This is a genomic window from Pseudomonas sp. LTJR-52, assembly GCF_003691465.1.
Lineage (GTDB): Bacteria > Pseudomonadota > Gammaproteobacteria > Pseudomonadales > Pseudomonadaceae > Chryseomonas > Chryseomonas luteola.
Window position 1 is genome coordinate 1,613,263 of sequence record NZ_CP033105.1, and the last position, 18,979, is coordinate 1,632,241.

The 18,979-nt window shown below is 56.1% G+C and carries 17 protein-coding genes; 7 read left to right on the forward strand and 10 right to left on the reverse strand.

The genetic code is table 11. The features are described 5' to 3' along the window. Nucleotides 1-10: 10 nt before the first annotated feature. From EAW52_RS07410 to EAW52_RS07440, 7 genes are all read right to left on the reverse strand, one after another. Nucleotides 11-1,075 (reverse strand): imelysin family protein, encoded by a 1,065-nt coding sequence (locus EAW52_RS07410; protein ID WP_122041953.1) that lies wholly within the window; start codon nt 1,073-1,075, stop codon nt 11-13. A gap of 10 nt (nt 1,076-1,085) precedes the next feature. Further along, nucleotides 1,086-2,504: a di-heme oxidoredictase family protein gene (locus EAW52_RS07415; RefSeq protein ID WP_122041954.1), complete on the reverse strand. Its 1,419-nt coding sequence runs from the start codon at nt 2,502-2,504 to the stop codon at nt 1,086-1,088. 102 nt (nt 2,505-2,606) lie between these two features. Next, nucleotides 2,607-3,947 carry an imelysin family protein gene (locus tag EAW52_RS07420; protein ID WP_122041955.1) on the reverse strand — a complete coding sequence of 447 codons (1,341 nt, stop codon included), beginning with the start codon at nt 3,945-3,947 and terminating at the stop codon, nt 2,607-2,609. Between the two features lie 104 nt (nt 3,948-4,051). Then, nucleotides 4,052-6,118, reverse strand: coding sequence for a bifunctional diguanylate cyclase/phosphodiesterase (locus EAW52_RS07425; RefSeq protein ID WP_122041956.1), 2,067 nt, complete (start codon nt 6,116-6,118; stop codon nt 4,052-4,054). 152 nt (nt 6,119-6,270) lie between these two features. Further along, nucleotides 6,271-6,852, reverse strand: a complete 582-nt coding sequence (locus EAW52_RS07430; RefSeq protein ID WP_010795280.1) for a superoxide dismutase — start codon at nt 6,850-6,852, stop codon at nt 6,271-6,273. A gap of 159 nt (nt 6,853-7,011) precedes the next feature. Further along, nucleotides 7,012-7,614 (reverse strand): LysE/ArgO family amino acid transporter, encoded by a 603-nt coding sequence (locus tag EAW52_RS07435; RefSeq protein WP_122041957.1) that lies wholly within the window; start codon nt 7,612-7,614, stop codon nt 7,012-7,014. A 1-nt stretch (nt 7,615) separates the two neighbouring features. After that, a complete protein-coding gene (locus EAW52_RS07440) occupies nt 7,616-8,014 on the reverse strand; it encodes an ACT domain-containing protein (protein ID WP_122041958.1) in 399 nt (132 codons plus the stop codon). Between the two features lie 87 nt (nt 8,015-8,101). On the opposite strand from EAW52_RS07440, the gene EAW52_RS07445 reads away from it, so the two are divergent. The 3 genes from EAW52_RS07445 to EAW52_RS07455 all read left to right on the forward strand — a co-directional run bounded on the left by EAW52_RS07445 (nt 8,102) and on the right by EAW52_RS07455 (nt 10,970). Continuing rightward, nucleotides 8,102-8,992, forward strand: a complete 891-nt coding sequence (locus EAW52_RS07445; RefSeq protein WP_122041959.1) for a LysR family transcriptional regulator ArgP — start codon at nt 8,102-8,104, stop codon at nt 8,990-8,992. 12 nt (nt 8,993-9,004) lie between these two features. Then, entirely contained in the window at nt 9,005-9,958 is a 954-nt protein-coding gene (locus EAW52_RS07450; RefSeq protein WP_122041960.1) for an NAD(P)-dependent oxidoreductase, read from the forward strand. Nucleotides 9,959-10,058: 100 nt separating this feature from the next. Then, the gene (locus EAW52_RS07455; RefSeq protein ID WP_122041961.1) at nt 10,059-10,970 is read left to right on the forward strand and encodes an ATPase; all 912 of its coding nucleotides are present in this window, start codon (nt 10,059-10,061) and stop codon (nt 10,968-10,970) included. 45 nt (nt 10,971-11,015) lie between these two features. On the opposite strand, the gene EAW52_RS07460 is transcribed toward EAW52_RS07455, so the two are convergent. From EAW52_RS07460 to EAW52_RS07470, 3 genes are read right to left on the reverse strand one after another with little or no spacing between them, the layout of a single operon-like run. Next, on the reverse strand, nt 11,016-12,065 hold the full coding sequence (locus EAW52_RS07460; protein WP_122041962.1) for an alkene reductase: 1,050 nt from the start codon (nt 12,063-12,065) through the stop codon (nt 11,016-11,018). 21 nt (nt 12,066-12,086) lie between these two features. After that, nucleotides 12,087-13,250 (reverse strand): MFS transporter, encoded by a 1,164-nt coding sequence (locus EAW52_RS07465; protein WP_122041963.1) that lies wholly within the window; start codon nt 13,248-13,250, stop codon nt 12,087-12,089. Nucleotides 13,251-13,278: 28 nt separating this feature from the next. Continuing rightward, nucleotides 13,279-13,575 carry a helix-turn-helix transcriptional regulator gene (locus tag EAW52_RS07470; RefSeq protein WP_019366736.1) on the reverse strand — a complete coding sequence of 99 codons (297 nt, stop codon included), beginning with the start codon at nt 13,573-13,575 and terminating at the stop codon, nt 13,279-13,281. Between the two features lie 361 nt (nt 13,576-13,936). Here EAW52_RS07470 and EAW52_RS07475 point away from each other — a divergent pair, with 361 nt between their 5' ends. From EAW52_RS07475 to EAW52_RS07490, 4 genes are all read left to right on the forward strand, one after another. After that, nucleotides 13,937-14,617: an OmpA family protein gene (locus EAW52_RS07475; RefSeq protein WP_122041964.1), complete on the forward strand. Its 681-nt coding sequence runs from the start codon at nt 13,937-13,939 to the stop codon at nt 14,615-14,617. 186 nt (nt 14,618-14,803) lie between these two features. Next, nucleotides 14,804-16,957 carry a bifunctional diguanylate cyclase/phosphodiesterase gene (locus EAW52_RS07480; RefSeq protein ID WP_122044745.1) on the forward strand — a complete coding sequence of 718 codons (2,154 nt, stop codon included), beginning with the start codon at nt 14,804-14,806 and terminating at the stop codon, nt 16,955-16,957. 199 nt (nt 16,958-17,156) lie between these two features. After that, the gene (locus tag EAW52_RS07485; protein ID WP_122041965.1) at nt 17,157-17,741 is read left to right on the forward strand and encodes a YceI family protein; all 585 of its coding nucleotides are present in this window, start codon (nt 17,157-17,159) and stop codon (nt 17,739-17,741) included. 26 nt (nt 17,742-17,767) lie between these two features. Next, complete coding sequence (locus tag EAW52_RS07490) at nt 17,768-18,928, forward strand: phosphatidylserine/phosphatidylglycerophosphate/cardiolipin synthase family protein (protein ID WP_122041966.1); 1,161 nt, start codon at nt 17,768-17,770, stop codon at nt 18,926-18,928. Nucleotides 18,929-18,979 lie beyond the last annotated feature (51 nt).

Genomic DNA, 18,979 nt, shown 5'->3' on the forward strand with positions numbered 1-18,979 from the left:
ATGTCGTTACTCAATCACCATCGTTGGCGTTGAACCCTAACTGGATGCCAAGGGCCTTAGCCAGCTCGCCTTCATGCAGACGATGTACGGTATTGAGGCTGTCATAAAAGGCGTTCAGTTTGGCGAAGCCCGCCTCGTTACTGAGCCAGGACTTCAGCGGCTGTTGTTGCAGCTCTGCCAGCTGTTTGCTGCTCTCGGCATAAGCGGTATCGATTTTATCAGCCAAGGGTGTTTGCTCCTTGGGCAACAAGGCACGTAATCCTTTACCGTCTACGCCATTCCACAGCGCCTGGGCGCCAGCAAGGCTCGCGGCAATACTGAGAAGCGACGATTCGCTACGCCAGGCTTCAGCCTGGTACGGCTGTGGAATACCTTTGCTTTGTCTACCCAGCGGAACGCCCAGCTTTTTCTTCAGGCTGTCTAGCGCTGTGACCTGTACCCGCAAAAGGTCGGCAATAGCTTCCTGAGCATCGGCATAGCGTTGATTCGGAAACTTGGAGAGCTGCGCCAGCATGCCATCCGTTTCCTTCCAGCGGGTAAGGATACGCTGTGCCAGTTCCTGCTGGTGCTCGGCAATGGCTGTCAGAAGCGGACAGTAGCGTGCCCTCTGTTCTGCATTAGCCAGTTCGATATTGCTGTCGAACAGAATGTATTCATACGCCGTCAGACCCTGGACGACAACGCTGGCTTTGTCCAAGGTGGCCTTATCAACCTGAGGATTACTCTTGAGCAGCTGTTCCACCTGGCGGGCGACCAGGTTTTTCTTGTCGGGGTAGAACTGCACTTGCCAAGCCGTATTATTTTCGGCCAGCGGGCCGATTAATAATGGTTGCAGTTCGGCCCAGGCCTTTTGTGCGTTGAAAAAGGCTTCACGAGCCTTGCCAAGCTCTTCCTTGCCGGAGCAGAAGGCTACAGCGCTGCTCGCCAATGCCCGATCGGTTTCCACCCAGCGAGCGTACGCTGGTAGTAGGACCTGCTCGGCCAAGGCGGCGCTGGTCTGGGCCTGTTGATTCTGTGGCGAGCAGGCACCGAGTGCCAGGGCAAGCCCGGTTAGCAAAAGCCGAGGGCGGAACATACAACGCTCCTTATAGCGAATTCAGGAATTCAAGCAGGGCTGTACGCTCTTCGGCGTTGAGCCCCAATACGTTTTGCTTGGCCGCCTCGGCTTCTCCGCCATGCCAGAGAATGGCTTCAAGCAGGTTGCGAGCACGACCATCATGTAAAAATTGTGTATGACCACTGACCTTTTGTGTCAGGCCTATTCCCCACAAGGGTGGAGTACGCCACTCACGGCCACTGGCCAGAAATTCGGAGCGATTGTCGGCGAGTCCTTCGCCCATGTCATGCAATAAAAGATCGCTGTAGGGGTGAATGGTCTGATTGGCCAGTTCAGGGACCGCAGCGTTGGCAGCCGTCTGAAAGGTGGGTATGTGACAGGCAGGACATCCCGATGCGTAAAATAGAGTCTTGCCTTGCAGCACGGAAGGCTTGTCGACTCCACGTCTGACGGGAACCGCAAGGTTGCGCGTATAAAAGAGCACCATGCGGCGAATATTGTCGCTGACTTCCGGATCACCCCCATTGGGTGCCTGCTTGCAGGCTGTCTGAGCCTCTGTGCAATCGTCATTGGGGATCAGGCTGGTCGTCAGACCCATGTCGCCTGAAAACGCCGTAGCGTTCTGTTGGTCCAGTGTGGGCTGGCCTGCCTTCCAGCCGAAGCGGCCCAGCATGGTCTTCTGCTCAGCAAAGCTCCAGACCCAGTTGGCACGCCCGGAGATACCATCCCTGTTGTCATCATTGGGGTCAGCATTCTTGAGGATGTCACTTTCCGATATGGCTTCCAGAAGACCCAAACCAATCATGGGTGGCGCTACACGTGCGGAGAACTGGGCTTGTGGATGAAACGGACCGTACCCGAGACTTTCTATGCGCAGCGTAGGCTTTCGCAGGGTGATGACGGTGCCATCCTTGAATGTGACCGGTACGTCCGCGTAATCGAACCTGACCTTGCCCTCTGGCGGAACGCCAGGAATGGCATTGTCCTGTAGCTGTCCGCCATAGGTGGGTTCGGGTACAACGCCCAGTCTTTTCAGGGTCTCCTGATCCTGCGGTCCGCCGGGTATGGATAGTCTGACCAACATGGTAAAGGCGTTGGTTGCTTGCGGGCCCGGGGGATGACCACGACCGTCGCTCAGGTGGCAGCTCTGACAGGCGTTGATATTGAACAACGGCCCCAGACCATCTCGCGCTGTTGTGGAGGAGGGCGCGATGACCCAGGGGTTGCGGAAAAAACTGTTACCTACGCTGAAATCCAGACGCTGGACGGGCGTCAGGTTGTTGGAGGGAAACGAAAAGGCATTGGCGCTCTGGTCATTGACGCTGGTTGTACCCGCTGACAAGGCCTCGCCCGGTTCTGCGTGGGTAAAGTGCGGTGAGTCATCACAGGCACTGAGGAACGAGACGAGAAGCGCCAGGGGGGCCAAACGAAAGGGAGCTAGTATCATCAGAGCCAAACGGTACCGTTAAATAATCGACCTGAACGTATCGAAGCCACGGCAGGTAGGGCCTGCCGTGGCTTCGTAAAAACGCCGTGCCCTTGGGGCGGATCAGAATTCGTGATCGGCGTTATCGGGCTTCAGGTCTTGGATGCCCAGCTTGGCCGCGGCCTGTTCAATGGCTCCGGTCTGCTTGACCAGGGCCTGAATGGCGTCACGGATCTTTTGCTGGTCGGCGGTGTTATCCGGAGCGATCATCTGGTCGTAATGAACCCCGTCCTTCTCGGCACGATCAACAATGGCCTGCATCTTGGCCTGGGTATCGTCGAGATCAGCCTTGAGCGTGGCATCGGCTTGCGGGTCAGCCTTGGCAACCAGTTCGGAAAGGCTTGGGCCTTTCACTTCTGTACCGTCGATACGCTTGTACTGGCCTAGATAAACATTGCGAATGCCCAGTGCATCGTAATAAAGGGTGTGATGGGTATCGTCGCTGAAGCAGTCATGCTCGTCTTCAGTCGAGTTGGCTTCCAGAGATACCTTCATACGCTCGCCGGCCAGTTCTCCCAGCGACAGACTGCCCATGCCGAACAGCATCTTGCGAATACCGGAGTCTGCACTTTCCTGTTCTAGCGTCGCGCGGTAGTTATCAGGTACGCCCGGCTTCCACTGACCAGCCATGTACTCAAGGTCGCTAACCAGGAGATCAGTTACCGCTTTCAGGTACGCGCGACGGCGATCGCAGTGACCACCCGTGCAGCCATCCCCTGCAAGATAATCCGTTGCGGGGCGGTTGCCTGCACCGGGGCCTGTCCCGTTAAGGTCCTGACCCCACAGCAGAAACTCGATTGCATGGTAACCCGTCGCCACGTTGGCTTCCGAGCCGGCCAGCTCATTCAGACTGGCCAGCTTTTCACCAGTAATGTCCTTGACGTCAACCTTGTCTTCACCAATCTGAATCTCTTCGTTGGCAATGATGTTGGCAGTAGCAGCCGGGTTACCGGTCGCATGTTGATAATCGGATGCAACATAGTCGATCAGGCCTTCATCCAGAGGCCATGCGTTGAGCTGACCTTCCCAGTCATCCACAACAGGGTTGCCAAAGCGGAAGGCTTCGGACTGGGAATAGGGTGTGCGCGCTGCCATCCAGGCTTCTCGCGCCGCTTTTAGTGTGGCGTCGGAAGGGGAGGCCAGGAAGGCATCGACGGCTTTCTGCAGATTCTGACCCGCTGTAAAGGCGTCGCTGAACACAGCCTCGGCAATGTCAGCGTAATTCTTGATCACGGCCTTGGCCGCGGCTTCATCCGGTTTCGCCGCCTGTGACGTTGTCGCTGAGGTGACTGCAGGGGCTGCTGCTTGATTGGCGGGTGCCTGTTCTTTCTTGTCGTCACCACAGCCTGCCAGGGAAATGGCGATAGCGAGGAGGCTTACGCTCGCCCAATGCATACGGGTCATTCCGGAATCCTTTTCTAAAATAGGGTGCTCATTACATGAGTCAGGAGAAAAGCCGGATAATAATGCGAAAGATTTTCATTTTTGAAAACCCTTTTCGCCAGGGGTCAGTGCTTTACTGGCATAACCCGTGAAATGGGCAGGCCTTGAGTACGCGCCTCGATAAACGCGGGGATCTGATCGGCGGGAATTGGCCTGCTGTAGAAGTAACCCTGACCCTCGTCACAGCCTTGCTCCACAATGTAGGCCTCCTGCAGGTCGGTTTCCACACCTTCGGCGATAAGCTCTTTGTTGAGGCTTTTGCCCAGTTGGATGATGGCGCGTACCAGGGGAGCGTCGTCTTTTTCGTCGCTCAGATCCTGTACGAAACTCTTGTCGATCTTGATTTTGTCCAGAGGCAGTCGCTTCAGATAAGCCAGAGAGCTATAACCGGTGCCGAAATCATCCAGTGCTATCAGCGCGCCGACTTCCCTGAGACGACGCAGCGTTTGCACGGCAGTGTCCACATCTTCCATCAGTGCCGTTTCAGTAACCTCAAGCTCCAGCCGCTTGGGCGGAATCCCGTGGCGTAACAGGAGCGATTGTATAAACGCAGGCAGATTTTCCTGTTGTAGCTGCACAGCTGACAGATTGAGGGCCATGCGCAGGGAGGTATAACCGCTTGCGTACCAGGTATGCAGTTGACTGCAGGCCTGCTCAAGCACCCATTCTCCGAGAGCTACGATGCTGCCAGTGCGCTCGGCCAGGGGAATGAATACATCGGGTGGAATGAATCCGTGGACAGGATGATTCCAGCGCAATAGGGCTTCCACTCCACTGATCCCTTGGCTCGCATAGTCAATCTGAGGTTGGTAGACCAGATAAAGCTCCTGGCGTCTCAGGGCTTCACGAAGGTCCTTTGCCAAACCGCGCCTGAAGCGGATGTCCTGATCCACACTGGCCACGTAGAACTTGTAGCCGCTATAACCCTGGGTTTTTACCAGGGCCATCGTCTGCTCGGCGCGCTGCATCAACTGGTCGGCGGTCTGGCCATCCTCCGGGTATAGCGCGATGCCGATCGAAGCGCTCAGGTGGGCTTGATACTGTTCGACACTGAAGGGCGAATCGAGCGCATCCATAACAGCATGGGCCAACTCAGCGGCTTCGTCGGGTTGCTTGATCAGCTTGATGAGCGCAAAGCGATCCCCCCCAAGCCGTCCAAAACCGTCTACTCCCGGGCAGCCCGCCCGCAGTCGGGTTACCAGTTTGAGCAGAAGCCTGTCACCCACCTGATAGCCGTATTGCTCGTTAATGCTTTTGAAATCATCAAGGCCCAGGCACAGCACGGCTACGCTCAGGTTTTGTCGATCCGCCTCGGAAAGGATCCATTCAAGCTGACCATGAAGGGCTTGTCGATTGGAAAGGCCCGTCAGCAGGTCATGCTGACTGATCCGTTGAAGGTTGCTGATGGCCTCTTCACGAAGCGCAGTGTTTCGCTCGATCGAGGCAAGTAGCTGGTTGGCAGTCGTTATCCAGCGGCCTAGCTCGTTCTGCTCATGTCCTTTGAGGAGAGGAAGAGGCTTATGGCCTGGCAGGCCGGGTTCGATCGATGCCAGATGGTTGAGCAGTCGGGAAAGGGGGCGCGTCAGAACCCAGTGATAGACCAGATAAAGCGCCAGCACCAGAATCAGGACGCGAACCAGTAACGAGACGAGGATAAAGGCTGAGTTCTTTAAAAATTTCTGCCCGTAAGGGGCTGTGTCCACAGCGATGCGCAAGTCGCCATAATACTCCTCAATCGGTGGCTCGCCTGTAAGACGGATGTTGAAGCGCTGCTCTTTGCCAAAGAGCCTATCAGTAAGCAGGCGTGTCGAGCCGCTGAGCAGTGGGCGAGCGTGCTCTGACAAGGGCTGCTCGCCGGGAGCGCCAATGTAAGCCTCACGAATAGAGGGATGCTTGAACAAGCCACGGGTAACATGTTCGGCCATGGTGTCATCCAGGCGATACATGGCCTGGGTGGCAGGGTCCCTGAACATGGACAGCGTCTGGCGTGCGTCCGTCTGGATCTGATCACGTACCTGTCTGGCCTCATAGGCAATCTGTACGATGCCCAACAGCAGTCCGACGAGCAAGGCCGTTGGTAATGCTACAAGCAGCAGCTTCAACGACAGGCTATGCCGAATGCTCAGTTTCACTCCGTGCTCCTTTCCATGGATGGCTTTGCCATCCTATGTCTACTACAGGATGAAATGTGTAATAACCGAGTCTAGCTGTCACTTCGCAAAAGTAGGCATGACTTAAAAACAAAACCCGGCGAAAAGCCGGGTTTTGTCGAGAGATACCAGGATCAGGCAGCGAAGTTTTTCGCTACGAAGTCCCAGTTCACCGTGTTCCAGAAGGACTCGAGGTACTTTGGACGCAGGTTGCGATAATCGATGTAGTAGGCATGTTCCCACACGTCGATGGTCAGCAAGGGCTTATCACCCGAAGTGATGGGGTTGCCAGCACCGATGGTGCTGGCCAGCGCCAGGGAACCATCCGCCTTCTTGACCAACCAGGCCCAGCCGGAACCAAATGTGCCGATGGCCGTCTTGGTCAGCTCTTCCTTGAATTTGTCAAAGGAACCAAATGCCGTTGCGATGGCATCTGCCAGAGCGCCCGTAGGCTGGCCGCCACCGTTAGGCGTCATGCAGTTCCAGTAGAACGTATGGTTCCATACCTGGGCAGCGTTGTTGAAGATCGCGCCAGAGGACGTCTTGATGATGTCTTCCAGGCTTTTGCCTTCGTACTCAGTGCCGGGCACCAGGTTGTTCAGTGCGGTGACATAGGTCTGGTGGTGCTTGCCGTGATGGAACTCCAGCGTCTCGGCGGAAATATGCGGCTCGAGGGCGTTCTTCTCATAGGGCAGCGGCGGCAATTCGAAAGCCATGGTTATCTCTCCATAATGTTTCGTCAGGGCATTGCACGGCAATGGTCGACCGATCAGGCGCCGGTCTAACCTGCGGTAAGGCATTAGGCTCAATACCGCGGCGGGGGATCATAGCACTCGCTTCGTTAGCTCGCCATGTAACAAACCCGACAGAAGGTCTTATGGCTTGTAAAGGATGAGCTGTATGGCCGTGATCAGCATGACGGTTCCAATCGCCATATCGATCATGCGCCATACGCGCGGTCGGGTCAGGTAGGGTGCCAGCTGCGCCGAGCCGATTGCCAATGTGAAGAACCAGAGAGCAGATGCGCAGCCTGCACCGACCGTAAAAGCCAGTGGTGCCGGCTGCTGGTTACCTAACGCTCCGAGAACCAGAACGGTATCCAGATAGACATGGGGATTGAGTAGCGTAACGGCTAGCGCAATGCCCAGCGTCTTGCCCAATGAGCGGGGTGCCGCCGCTGCGCTATGCAGTGACTGTGACGTAAGTGCTCGTCTGTAGGCACAGATGCTGTAATAGAGCAAAAAGATAATACCAGCCCATTTGAAGACGCCCATCAGCCAGGCATTCCCGGCAAGTAAGGTGGCCAGGCCAAACACGCCAATGGTTACCAGGCTGATATCGAAGAACAGACAAAGCGCAGCCACAGGCAGGTGATGTTCCCTGCGCAATCCTTGGGCAAGGATGAATGTGTTCTGCGCACCGATGGCTATGATCAGACCGCCCATGGTCATGAGTCCTGTCAGATAGCTCTGCCACATCTTATTGGCCCGCCAGCGTGAGTAGGGCAGCCATGGCGCGTGCTTGGTCCGCCTCTGCAACGAAGAGATGATCATGGTAAAAACCGGCGACTACATTGCAGCTGATGCCCTGTTGTGCCAAAGCGCTCGAAAACGCGGCAGTCAGACCAACAGCCTCTAGGGCAGAGTGAACGTTCAGGGTGATCCAGGCAGCTACGTAGGTATAGGAGAGCGCCAGGCAGTCAGCATCTTGCCTGGTCAGGACAACGGTCAGGCCTTCCTGCTCCCTGAAGGTTGCCAGGGGGATTACGTCCTGAGGCAACGTCTGTTCATGCAACGAACAAAACACGTATTGGCCTGGATTGAGCACAGGCTGCATTTGGCTCAGCAGAAGCGAAAGATCATGAATGGCGTGAGACATCAGTGTTCTCCAGAAAGGGATGGCCAGTCTGAAGAGAAAGCCTGTATAAGAAAAACAAATAGTGCTGATCAGTCATTAGGAAAACTGATGTTTGATTATAAACTTTTGGCTGCGCTCGCCGCTGTCGTAGAGCAGGGCGGTTTTGAGCGCGCGGCACATGTACTGGGATTGTCCCAGTCTGCGGTCTCACAGCGAATCAAGCTGCTGGAAGCCCGCATTGGACAGCCTGTCATTGTGCGTACATCACCACCCACCTCTACTGATGTAGGGCAAAGGCTTCTAAACCATGTTCAGCAGGTGCGATTGCTTGAACGCGACCTCCATAGTCAGGTGCCGGGGCTTGATGAAGCCAGGACGGTGGAGCGTTTGCGGGTCGCCATCAATGCCGACAGTCTGGCTACCTGGTGGGCGGCCAGTGTCGGCCCCTTCTGTACCAGGCAAGGAATCTTGCTGGATCTGGTTGTCGAGGATCAGGAGGTGGGACTCAAGCGTATGCAGGCCGGGGAGGTAGCTGCCTGCGTCTGTGCCAGTGCGCGTCCGGTCGCCGGTGCCCGGGCGGTACTGCTGGGCGCCATGCGTTACCGGGCAGTCGCCAGTCCCGCCTTTCATGCACATTACCTGTCCGAGGGCGTAACGGCTGAGCGCCTCGCTCAGGTGCCTGCAGTCGTCTATGGGCCGGATGATCAGCTTCAGCATCATTTCCTGGCACGGCTGGGCTTTACTGGTCATTTCGATCATCATCTATGTCCTTCTTCGGAGGGCTTCGTGAAAATGGTCGCCAACGGGCTTGGCTGGGGGTTGCTCCCTGAGCTGCAAACCCAGGCGGAGCGCGAGCGAGGCGAATTAATTGATCTGGTGCCGGGGCAGGTGATCGATGTGCCGCTGTACTGGCATTCCTGGCGTAACGGTGGTGATTTGCTGACGGCCTTGACTCGACATCTGGAGAGCCAGGCAGCCTGTTGGCTGGTAGCGACTTGACGGGGAGATCTGATGCGAATTCTGGTGACGGGCGCGAGTGACTACATTGGTGCACGCCTCGCCCTGGATCTATTGGCGGACAAGCATTTGGTGCGTATTCACGGTCAGCCGGGAGCTATGCTCGATGCGTTGGTAAAGCAGGGCGCTGAATATATCCCGGGGACCCTGACCGACACGGAGCAGGCGCGGCGCCTGTGTGATGACATCGATGCCGTTGCACATTGTACCGATGGCGTAGGCGATCTTTCGGCGCAGGCCATGGACGCCAGTTTTTCCTTTATCGAGGCCTGCCTGCATATGCGGGTCTCGCGCCTGGTCTATCTATCTTCCAGCCATGTTTACGAAGCGGGAGGGGAGGCGCTCAAGGAGGATGCCGTACCTGCCAAGCCGCGGACAGCCGAGGCGCAGCGGCGCTTGCAGATCGAGCGCCTGGTTTTTACAGCAGCAGAGTTCGGGTTGGACGTCATTGTGTTGCGCCCTGCGCAGATTATTGGGCTGCCTGATAACGCTTGGGCGCCAAAGCTTGTTCAGCTCAACCGTCAAAAACGTTTGCGGCAATTGGGTAACGGTCTCAATCGCTGGGACTTCACCAGCATGAACAGCCTTTGCACAGCCTTGGGTGTTGCACTTATGACCGAGCACCCAGACGCGCGGAACAAGGCTTTCAACTTGAGCGAGGGGCAATCTCAGCCGGTATGGGACGTAGTGAATTATCTGATGCGCCGTCTGAAGCTTCCGGTTCTGGGGCAGGCCACGGCTCGCATTCAGCCAAAGGTTCTGCTGCAAGATATGCTTGCTGCAATCAAATCCGCCAGAAAAGAACGTGAACCCGATCCTCTGCACCTGATGGATCGCAATTTTACACTGGATATCAATCGGGCCCGCGATATCCTGGGTTTTCAACCCCAGACCACGGTCTGGAAAGCTTTGGATGAATATATTGAAAACCGCTCCGCAAGGCGATAACGCCAGACTGCCAGCGCTGTGATGGCATTTGTATACTAACTTTTTGAGAGCAAGCCCTGTGCCTGTCGGCTTATGCTTTTTTCACCAATGAAGGTCCGCCATGCGAAACGATTCATTTGATGAACTCGACAATGTACCCAGCCTGACGCCTGACAAGGACCTTAGCGAAGACTTTGGGCGTGCCAGCCACGGTCGGCATCATCGCCATGCGCCTGTGGAACAGGGGCGGGAAGTCGAGGCCCATGTCGCGGCTAATCCCCAAGAGCCATTACGGGCTTCGCGTGGAGCCAAACCGGCTCGCGTTCCGAGCACAGGTCCTCTATGGGCATTGATTGCGGCCATGATCATTGCGTTGGCGGGGCTGGGTTGGTGGAGTCATCAGCAAATTCAGCTCATGCAGGAGCAGGTCGTCGCGACCCAGGAGAACTTTGCACGAATCAGTGAAGAGGCTGCCGGTCGGCTTCAGGATATCTCGGGCAAGCTGGTTGCCAGCGAATCAAGTGGGACGTCCAGTCGAGAGTCTTTGTTGTTGCGGCTGAAAAATATCGAGACCAAGGTAGCAGACGTAGCCCGCCAGCAACAGGCGGCAGTGGATGCGCAAAGTGCCCTGGACAAGCGAATCGACCAGCTGGCCGCTGACTTCAAGACGCAGCAGGGCAACGCCTCGGATCTGAATGGCCGCGTAGCGGCGTTGGCTGATGAGCAGGCTGGCCTGAAAGCGGCGCAAGGGGATTTGAAACGCTTCAGTGATCAGATCGATTCGCTCACGGCGCAAAACAAGAGTTTGCAGGCAGATATCGCTGCGCTCAAGAAACGGGGCGACCCTTCTGGCGCTATCGAAAACCTGCAGCAGGATCTTCTTGTACTGCGCAGTGAGCTGGACTCACGTAGTAACAACAGTGGACCGGATTCCGCTTCGTTCGATGCGTTCAGGGCCCAGACCGTGCGCAATATCAGTACGATTCAGACCCAGCTGCAGAACCTTCAGCAGCAGATTAACACTCGCCGCTGACATTCTTCAGACATGAAAAGCCCCGCCAGAGCGGGGCTTTTTTTATTACAGCCGGGGGTAGTCGATATAACCTACAGGGCCAGGCACGTAAAAGGTTTCCGGGTGAGGCTCGTTCAACATGGCCTGACGGGCAAAGCGCTCCGGCAGGTCAGGGTTGGCTATAAACGGAACACCAAACGCCACAGCGTCGGCGGTTCCACTTTCCAACCAGGCATTGGCGCTGTCATGGGTGAAGCGTTCATTGGCGATAAAAACGCCGCCAAAAGCGTCCTTAAGTTGTGGACTAAGGCTGTCATCAGCTTCAGCCTCACGGGCGCAGATAAAGGCAATGCCGCGCTTGCCCAGCTCACGGGCCAGATAACCGAAGGTCTCGGCCGGATTTTCGTCGCCCATGTCATGCAAGTCACACCGAGGCGAAAGGTGAACGCCTACACGATCGGCGCCCCAGACATCGATACAGGCATCGGTCACTTCAAGCATCAGGCGAGCCCGGTTTTCAATGGAGCCACCATATTGATCGCTACGCTGGTTGGTGCTGGTTTGCAGGAACTGGTCCAGCAGATAACCATTGGCCCCGTGAACTTCTACGCCATCGAAACCCGCTTTTCTGGCGTTCTCGGCACCCTTGCGGTAAGCCTCGACGATACTGGCAATCTCATCGGTTTCCAAGGCGCGCGGGATGACGTATTCCTGCTTGGGACGGACCAGGCTCACATGACCTTTGGCGGCGATGGCGCTTGGAGCCACCGGCTTTTCGCCCTGGAGGTAAAGCGGTGCGGAAATACGACCTACGTGCCAGAGTTGCAGCATGATGCGCCCGCCTGACTTGTGCACGGCTGAAGTGATCTTTTTCCAGCCCTCCACTTGTTCGTCGGACCAGATGCCCGGGGTATTTGGATAACCCACGCCCATTGGGTCGACGGAGGTGGCCTCGCTTAAAATCAGACCAGCCGACGCACGCTGCGCGTAGTACTCGGCCATAAGGTCGGTAGGGACGCGATTATCATCTGCGCGACAACGAGTCAGCGGTGCCATGACGAAGCGGTTCGGCAATTCCAGTGCGCCGATTTTGATCGGATCAAACAGGTTGGGCATGGTAACGACTCCGTAGGTGAATCATTGGCTGACAGCCAAGCCGCTTTTCCGGGCATGGCTAAAGGTCAGTAGGGTCAGAATCAAGGCAATCAGGGCCAGTCCCCCGGCAGCCAGCGGAACGCTGGTCAGGCCCAGTCCATGGGCGATAACGCTTCCTCCTACCCAGGCGCCCAGCGCGTTGCCAACGTTGAAAGCGCCAATGTTCAAGGTAGAAACGAGGTTGGGTGCGTCCTTGCCAAAGGTGACCACGTTGATTTGAAGTGCGGGAACCGCTGCAAAGGCGCAGGCTGCCCATAGGAACAGGGTGATCTCGGCAGCGACCATGCTATGACTGGTCCAGGCCAAAAGGGATGACACGACGGCCATCGCGATGAAAATACCTATGAGCGTTGTGGACAGACGCCAGTCTGCAAGGCGTCCACCCAGGATGTTGCCGAAGGTAAGGCCTACACCGATCAATAGCAGCGTGCTGGTTACACCGTACTCTGACAGACCTGTTACATCAGTAAGCAGCGGTGTGATGTAGGTGAAGAGGGCAAACATCGAGGCAGAGAACATCACTGTCATCGAGAGGGACAGCCAGAAACCGGCCCCCTTCAGCGCCGCCATTTCACGGCGCAGGTCGGTTTTTTCCTGTGGCGCCTTGCTGGGCAGAGCGAACCAGAGACCTGCCAGCGCAAGGACACCAATGAGGGAGACGGCCGCAAAGGTTGAACGCCAACCGGTTGCCTGTCCTAGTGCTGTGCCCAGCGGTACGCCAAGAACGTTCGCCAGCGTAAGGCCTGTGAACATGAGAGCGACGGCAGAGGCCCGGCGGTTCGCTGGGACCAGGCTGGCCGCTACCACCGAGCCGATACCAAAGAAGGCACCGTGGCAGAGCGCCGTGATGACGCGAGCCAGCATCAGGATGTTGTAGTCTCCGGCTAAGGCGCAGAGCACATTGCCAATGATAAAGATACCCATCAGAACGAGCAGGGCCATCTTGCGTGGCCAGTTAGCCGTCACCATGGCCATGAAGGGCGCACCGATTGCAACACCCAATGCATACCCGCTGACGAGCCAGCCGGCAGATGGGATGCTGACATGAAGGTCGTTGGCTACATTGGGCAAAAGCCCCATGATCACAAACTCGGTGGTGCCGATGGCAAAGGCGCTAAGCGCCAGCACTAATAATGAAGCGGGCATCGCATCTCTCTATGTTAAGGCGGAAAAATCAGAGCTCTCGGCCCAGCTGCTCGACGAAGGCATTGATCACTGCTTCGTTACGTTTGTAGAAGACCCATTGGCCAACACGCCGGGTTGTAACGAGGCCGGCACGCTGAAGCGTGGCCAGATGAGCCGAGACTGTGGATTGGGAAAGTCCCGTTTTCTGATCGATAAGGCCTGCGCACACGCCAATCTCCAACGGGTGGTCCTGTTGGATGAAGTGTTTTTCCGGTTCGCGCAGCCAGGCCAGAATCTCTCGTCGGACGGGGTTGGCTATCGCCTTGATCAGATCATCGATATCCATAATGTTCGCATATCGGTTTATCGGGATAAGACGAACCTTATATCGAAATGAAACGATATACAATGTTGTTTAGCTACCTAATGTCTGATGCAGATACGCTGATTGTTTAAGAAGGTGTGTTGGCATCTGGTCGTACACTACCGTTTAGCGGTTTCGTCCAGAGAGGGGCACGTTTATCGACTAGTCTTGTGCGGTCGTTCAGCCGTTTCGCTGAAGCGAATTGATTATTCGTCCTGATACCGGTAAACCGCTCTTTCGCCATGGGTTCATTAGGACTTTCATGCGAAAGCATGACTGCTCATGGCTAGTCTTTCTGTGAAAAGAGCAGTTTTCACAGGTCCGTTAGAAGTTGGAGAAGTTCATGGCGTCTATGAAGCGTCCTTTGATTCTGGCACTGGCCGGTGCGCTACTTGCAGGGTGTGCATCCAGTAATCCTTACGAAAACCAGGGCGGTAGTGGCGGATCCCGTACCGCGACCTATGGCGGCCTGGGCGCATTGGCAGGTGCTGTCGCCGGCGCAGCCATCGATCATAACCATCGTGGCAAGGGCGCTTTAATTGGCGCGGCGGCGGTAGGCGCGGCGGCAGCGGGCTATGGTTACTATGCTGATCGTCAGGAAGCCGAGCTGCGTCGCCAGATGCAGAACACTGGCGTAGAAGTACAGCGCCAGGGTGATGACATCAAGCTGATCATGCCGGGCAACATCACGTTTGCAACGGATTCGGCCGATATCGCCGGTAATTTCTACAAGCCGTTAAACGATCTGGCGACATCCTTTAAGCAGTTCGATCAGAACAGTGTCGAAATTGTGGGCTATACCGATAGTACAGGTAGCCGTGCTCATAACATGGATCTGTCCAATCGACGTGCCCAGAGTGTAGCGAACTACCTCGTCGCTCAGGGTGTCGATGCTTCACGCGTCAGTACACGCGGTGCCGGGCCGGATCAACCGGTCGCGACTAATGCGACCGCTGATGGCCGTGCCCAGAACCGTCGTGTCGAGGTCAATCTAAGGCCGTTGCCTGGTGCAGTGACCCAGTAAATGCACCCCTCCGTGATGCTACCGTTCAGCGGAATCTGGTAGCGTCACGGTTTGGTCAAGAAAATGGCGCTGTATTTTTGTTGTTCTGGATAATAACCTTATCGCCAAACCTCGGTTCTATTACTGGCATGCAGTAGGGCCTTGCCGAGTGCTCGAAGGGAGGAGTTGTATTCAGTGCAGTACGAACTGAAAGGAGGCGACACGGAAAGTCCAGTTCCTAATACCAATCAGGGGCCTGTACTGCTCGTTGTCGATGACCGGGTAGAAAACCTCATGGCCATGCAGGCACTGCTTGAAATAGAGGACTGGCGTGTTTTGACCGCCAACTCGGGTGAGCGTGCCTTGAGATACTTGCTCGACGAGCCTATTGACCTCGTACTGCTGGATGTGCAGATGCCCATCATGGATGGCTTTGAGGTGGCTCGGATGATACGCAGCAATTTGCGCACCCGCTTTACGCCGATCATCTTCGTCTCTGCCGAGGCTCACTCTTACGAGGCTGTTCTACGAGGCTATGCTACCGGTGCGGTGGATTATCTGCTCAAGCCGGTTGATCCCAACATCCTGCGGCACAAGGTGCGCTCCCTTCTCGAACATGAGCGCAATCGTCGCGAACTCCTGCAGCTGAGTCAGCAGCTGGAGCTTGCCAAGGCATTCAGTGACTCCCTGCTCGACAATGCGGCAGAAGGCATTCTGGTCGTTAATGAGCATGGTCTGATCACATTTGCCAATGCGGCGATTGCCCGCATGCTCAAGCGTCATATCAGCGATCTCGTAAACTCCGAGTTCATGGCTCATCTGAGCAATCCTGACTTAGGCGATAGCTGGGCCGACTCGACGTTCATGGAGCACTACGAAAGACGTGAAACCTATCGCCTGCATGATGCCAGTCTGTGCACATCCCGAGGCGGTATATTGCCGGTGACTCTTTCCTGTGCGCCCCTGCCGCGGATGCAGCGCGCCATGGTGATGATTGCACTCGACATGTCCATGATGCGCGAGCTGCAGGATCAACTGGAATCGCAGGCGGTTACCGATGCCTTGACCGGTTTGCTCAACCGGCGGGGCTTCAACCAGACCCTGGAGGCAGCACTGGCTCGTACGGGGCGTAACGGCAAGCGTATGGCCGTCCTCTACATTGATCTGGACGGCTTCAAGAAGGTGAACGACTCGCTTGGTCATGAGGCTGGCGACCGTGTGTTGTGCATGATTGCCGAACAGCTCAAAACCTGTATGCGTCCTTACGATGTACTGGCGCGTATGGGCGGTGACGAATTCACCGCATTGCTTGATACCCTGGATCATCCCGAGGATGCCGCCCGGGTCGCCGAAAAGCTGCTTGAGCTGATGACCAAAACGCATACCGTTGACGGTGTAGAGGTCAGCTTGGGCGCAAGCATTGGGATCGCGAGCTATCCCGAGTGTGGTCATAGTGTCGACGGATTGCTGCGCTCGGCCGATATCGCCATGTATGAAGCCAAGCGAGGTGGCCGCCAGCAATACCGCTTCTTCTCACCGGAGATGAATGGCCGTGCACGCTCCCGCCTCATGCTGGAGGAGAGCGTCCGCAACGCCATCGATAACAAGGATTTCGTGCTGGCTTATCAGCCTCAGGTATACCTGAAAAACGGCAAGCTGCGCGGCTTTGAGGCCTTGTTGCGGTGGGAGCACAACGTGGCGGGCAAGGTTTCACCGAACGTCTTTATCCCGCTGCTGGAAGAGACTCGGCTGATCAATCGCATCGGTGATTGGATCTTTCGCGAAGGCGCTATGAAGCTGCAAAGCCTGTCCGAAGTCTACGGCAACGGGCTTTTGCTGAGCATCAATTTGAGTCCTGTCCAGTTCGGCATGCCGCAGTTGGCTGAAAGCCTTCGGCAGATCATCGACAGTTATGGTTTGCGACCCGATCAGCTCGAGATTGAGGTAACCGAGACGGCTCTGATGCATGACATTGATTATACCCGCGCTCAACTGGCACAACTGCGCGCGCTTGGTGTTCGAACAGCCGTGGATGATTTTGGTACGGGGTATTCTTCACTGGCCTACCTGCGTCACTTCGAACTCGATACCTTGAAGATCGACCAGTTGTTCATTGCCAATATGCTCGACTCGCCACGCGATGCTGCGATCGTCAGCACTATTCTTGAGCTGGGACGTAACCTGGGGCTTGAGGTCGTGGCAGAGGGTGTCGAAACACTGGAACAGCGGGAGTGGTTGCTTGAGCACGGTTGCGAGATCATGCAGGGCTTTCTGGTTTCCAAGCCGCTCAATTCCGATGTGACCCAGCATTTTCCTGATCGCGTGGACTGGAGCAGTCGTCGTCCCGACTACTCGCTATAGAAGTGTCCTTGCTCACACTCCTCATGTGGGCAGGGAACTCGCCGTTGTGATGGGTGCCGTATAAGCCATACCGTGATTGGATCAGGTCCGGTCGGGTCTATCGCTGCTCAGTCTTTTGGATAGAAGGCGCTCGCAAGAGGCCCATGTCAATACTGTGCGGCAAGGTCCTGGTGAGCCGGACAAACTCTCAGGAGAGCTCATGCGCGCATTTATCCTAGCCCTCACAGTGGCCTTCAGTCCTTTTGTCTTCGCGGATTGGCAGGTTGAGTCAAGCTATTCTCGTGTCAGCTTTGTAACCGTGAAGCGCGGCAACATGGCTGACGTTCAATTTTTTTCCACCGTAACGGGCGTGATCGATCAGCATGGTAGTGCTCGATTGGCGCTTCCATACGAGTCACTGGACAACACCCTGGCGCTACAAACCGAGCGGATGAGAGAAACTCTGTTCAAGGCAGATCAGTATCCGGAAGCGGTCATTACCAGTCAGATCGATCTGCCTACCTGGGAGCAAATGCCGGTAGGAAGCATTCGCCAGGAAAAGCTGGACTTCGAGCTTGAAATCAACGGCCAGAAGCAGCGCTTGAAAGCGGATGTTTCGGTTACCCGAATCGGGGAAACATTGGTTCAGGTCAGTACTTTGCAGCCGGTGTTGATCAAGGCGATTGACTTCAGCCTGTTGGAAGGGCTGGACAAGCTCAAGGAAATTGCCAGCGTCCCTTCGATTACACCTGAGGTGCCCGTTTCTGTGCTGTTAACCCTTCGCCAAGTGCCTACCCCTACCTGAGTGGCGGGCTTTCCAGGAGCGTCATCATGCCAGGTGCGGTGTATCCATGGCGCGAACAAAATGAATATGAGCTGCTGGTTGATGGCGGGTGTTTTTTTCCTGCCATGCTGGAAGCCGTATCCAAAGCCCGGTATAGCATCGACATCGAACTCTATCTGGTAGAAAAGGGCTCGTGTGCAACTGCCCTGATGGAGGCCTTGATTGAGGCGGCGCATCGGGGAATACAGGTGCGTTGTCTTTTCGATGGTTTTGGTACGCTCAAGATGGACGATATGCACCGGGCCCAGTTGAGCGAAGCGGGCGGTCAGGTGCGTATCTATAATCCGGTAGGTCTCTGGCGTGGCTGGCGCAACCTGTACCGTGACCATCGCAAGCTCCTGATTGTGGACGAGTCGCAGGCCTTCGTAGGTGGAAGCGGGGCAACCAATGATTTCTGGGCGCCGGGGGAGGAGCTTTGCCAGTGGCATGAAGTGATGGTGCGTATGCGCGGACCGTTGGTGTCCGACTGGATGAGCCTGTTCCAGCGCCAGTGGCAAGCCTGCCATCAGCGGTATGCTTGGAAGCCCGAGGCCAGCCGTGGTCGTATCCTGGTTCCCAGACCGCCGCAGGCAACTACGGGTCTTGGGCGTGTGGCCTATGCCGATGCTCGCCAGCATCGGGATATTGTACTGTCCCTGGTTCGAGCCCTGATTGTTGCCAAGAAGCGTATCTGGTTTGCTACGCCATATTTTCTACCGTCCTGGCGGGTCAGGCGAGCCTTGCGCAAGGCCGCTCAGCGAGGCGTCGACGTGAGGCTGATTCTGACGGGCCGGCATACGGATAATCCTCCCGTCCGTTTTGCCGGGCAGCGCTATTATCCGGGCTTGCTCCGGGCAGGTGTGAAGATCTATGAATATCAGCCGCGGTTTTCCCACCTCAAGATGGTTCAGGTCGATGACTGGGTCAGCGTAGGCTCATGCAATTTCGATTACTGGAATCTTCGGTTCAACCTTGACGCTAACCTGGAAGCCATTGACCCGACGCTGAGCCAGGCCGTCAGCGAGTGCTTTCTGATGGACTTCCAGCAAAGCCGCGAAATCACGCTACAGGATTGGCGCAACCGTCCTTGGTGGAAACGCTTGCGTGAACGTCTGTGGGGCACGTTGGACCGTCTGGTGCTGACCCTTCTGAGCAAGCGTAAGTCTTGAGTAAAGCAAGCCTTGCATTTTTTTAAGGCGATACACTACGCGCCTTGTAGT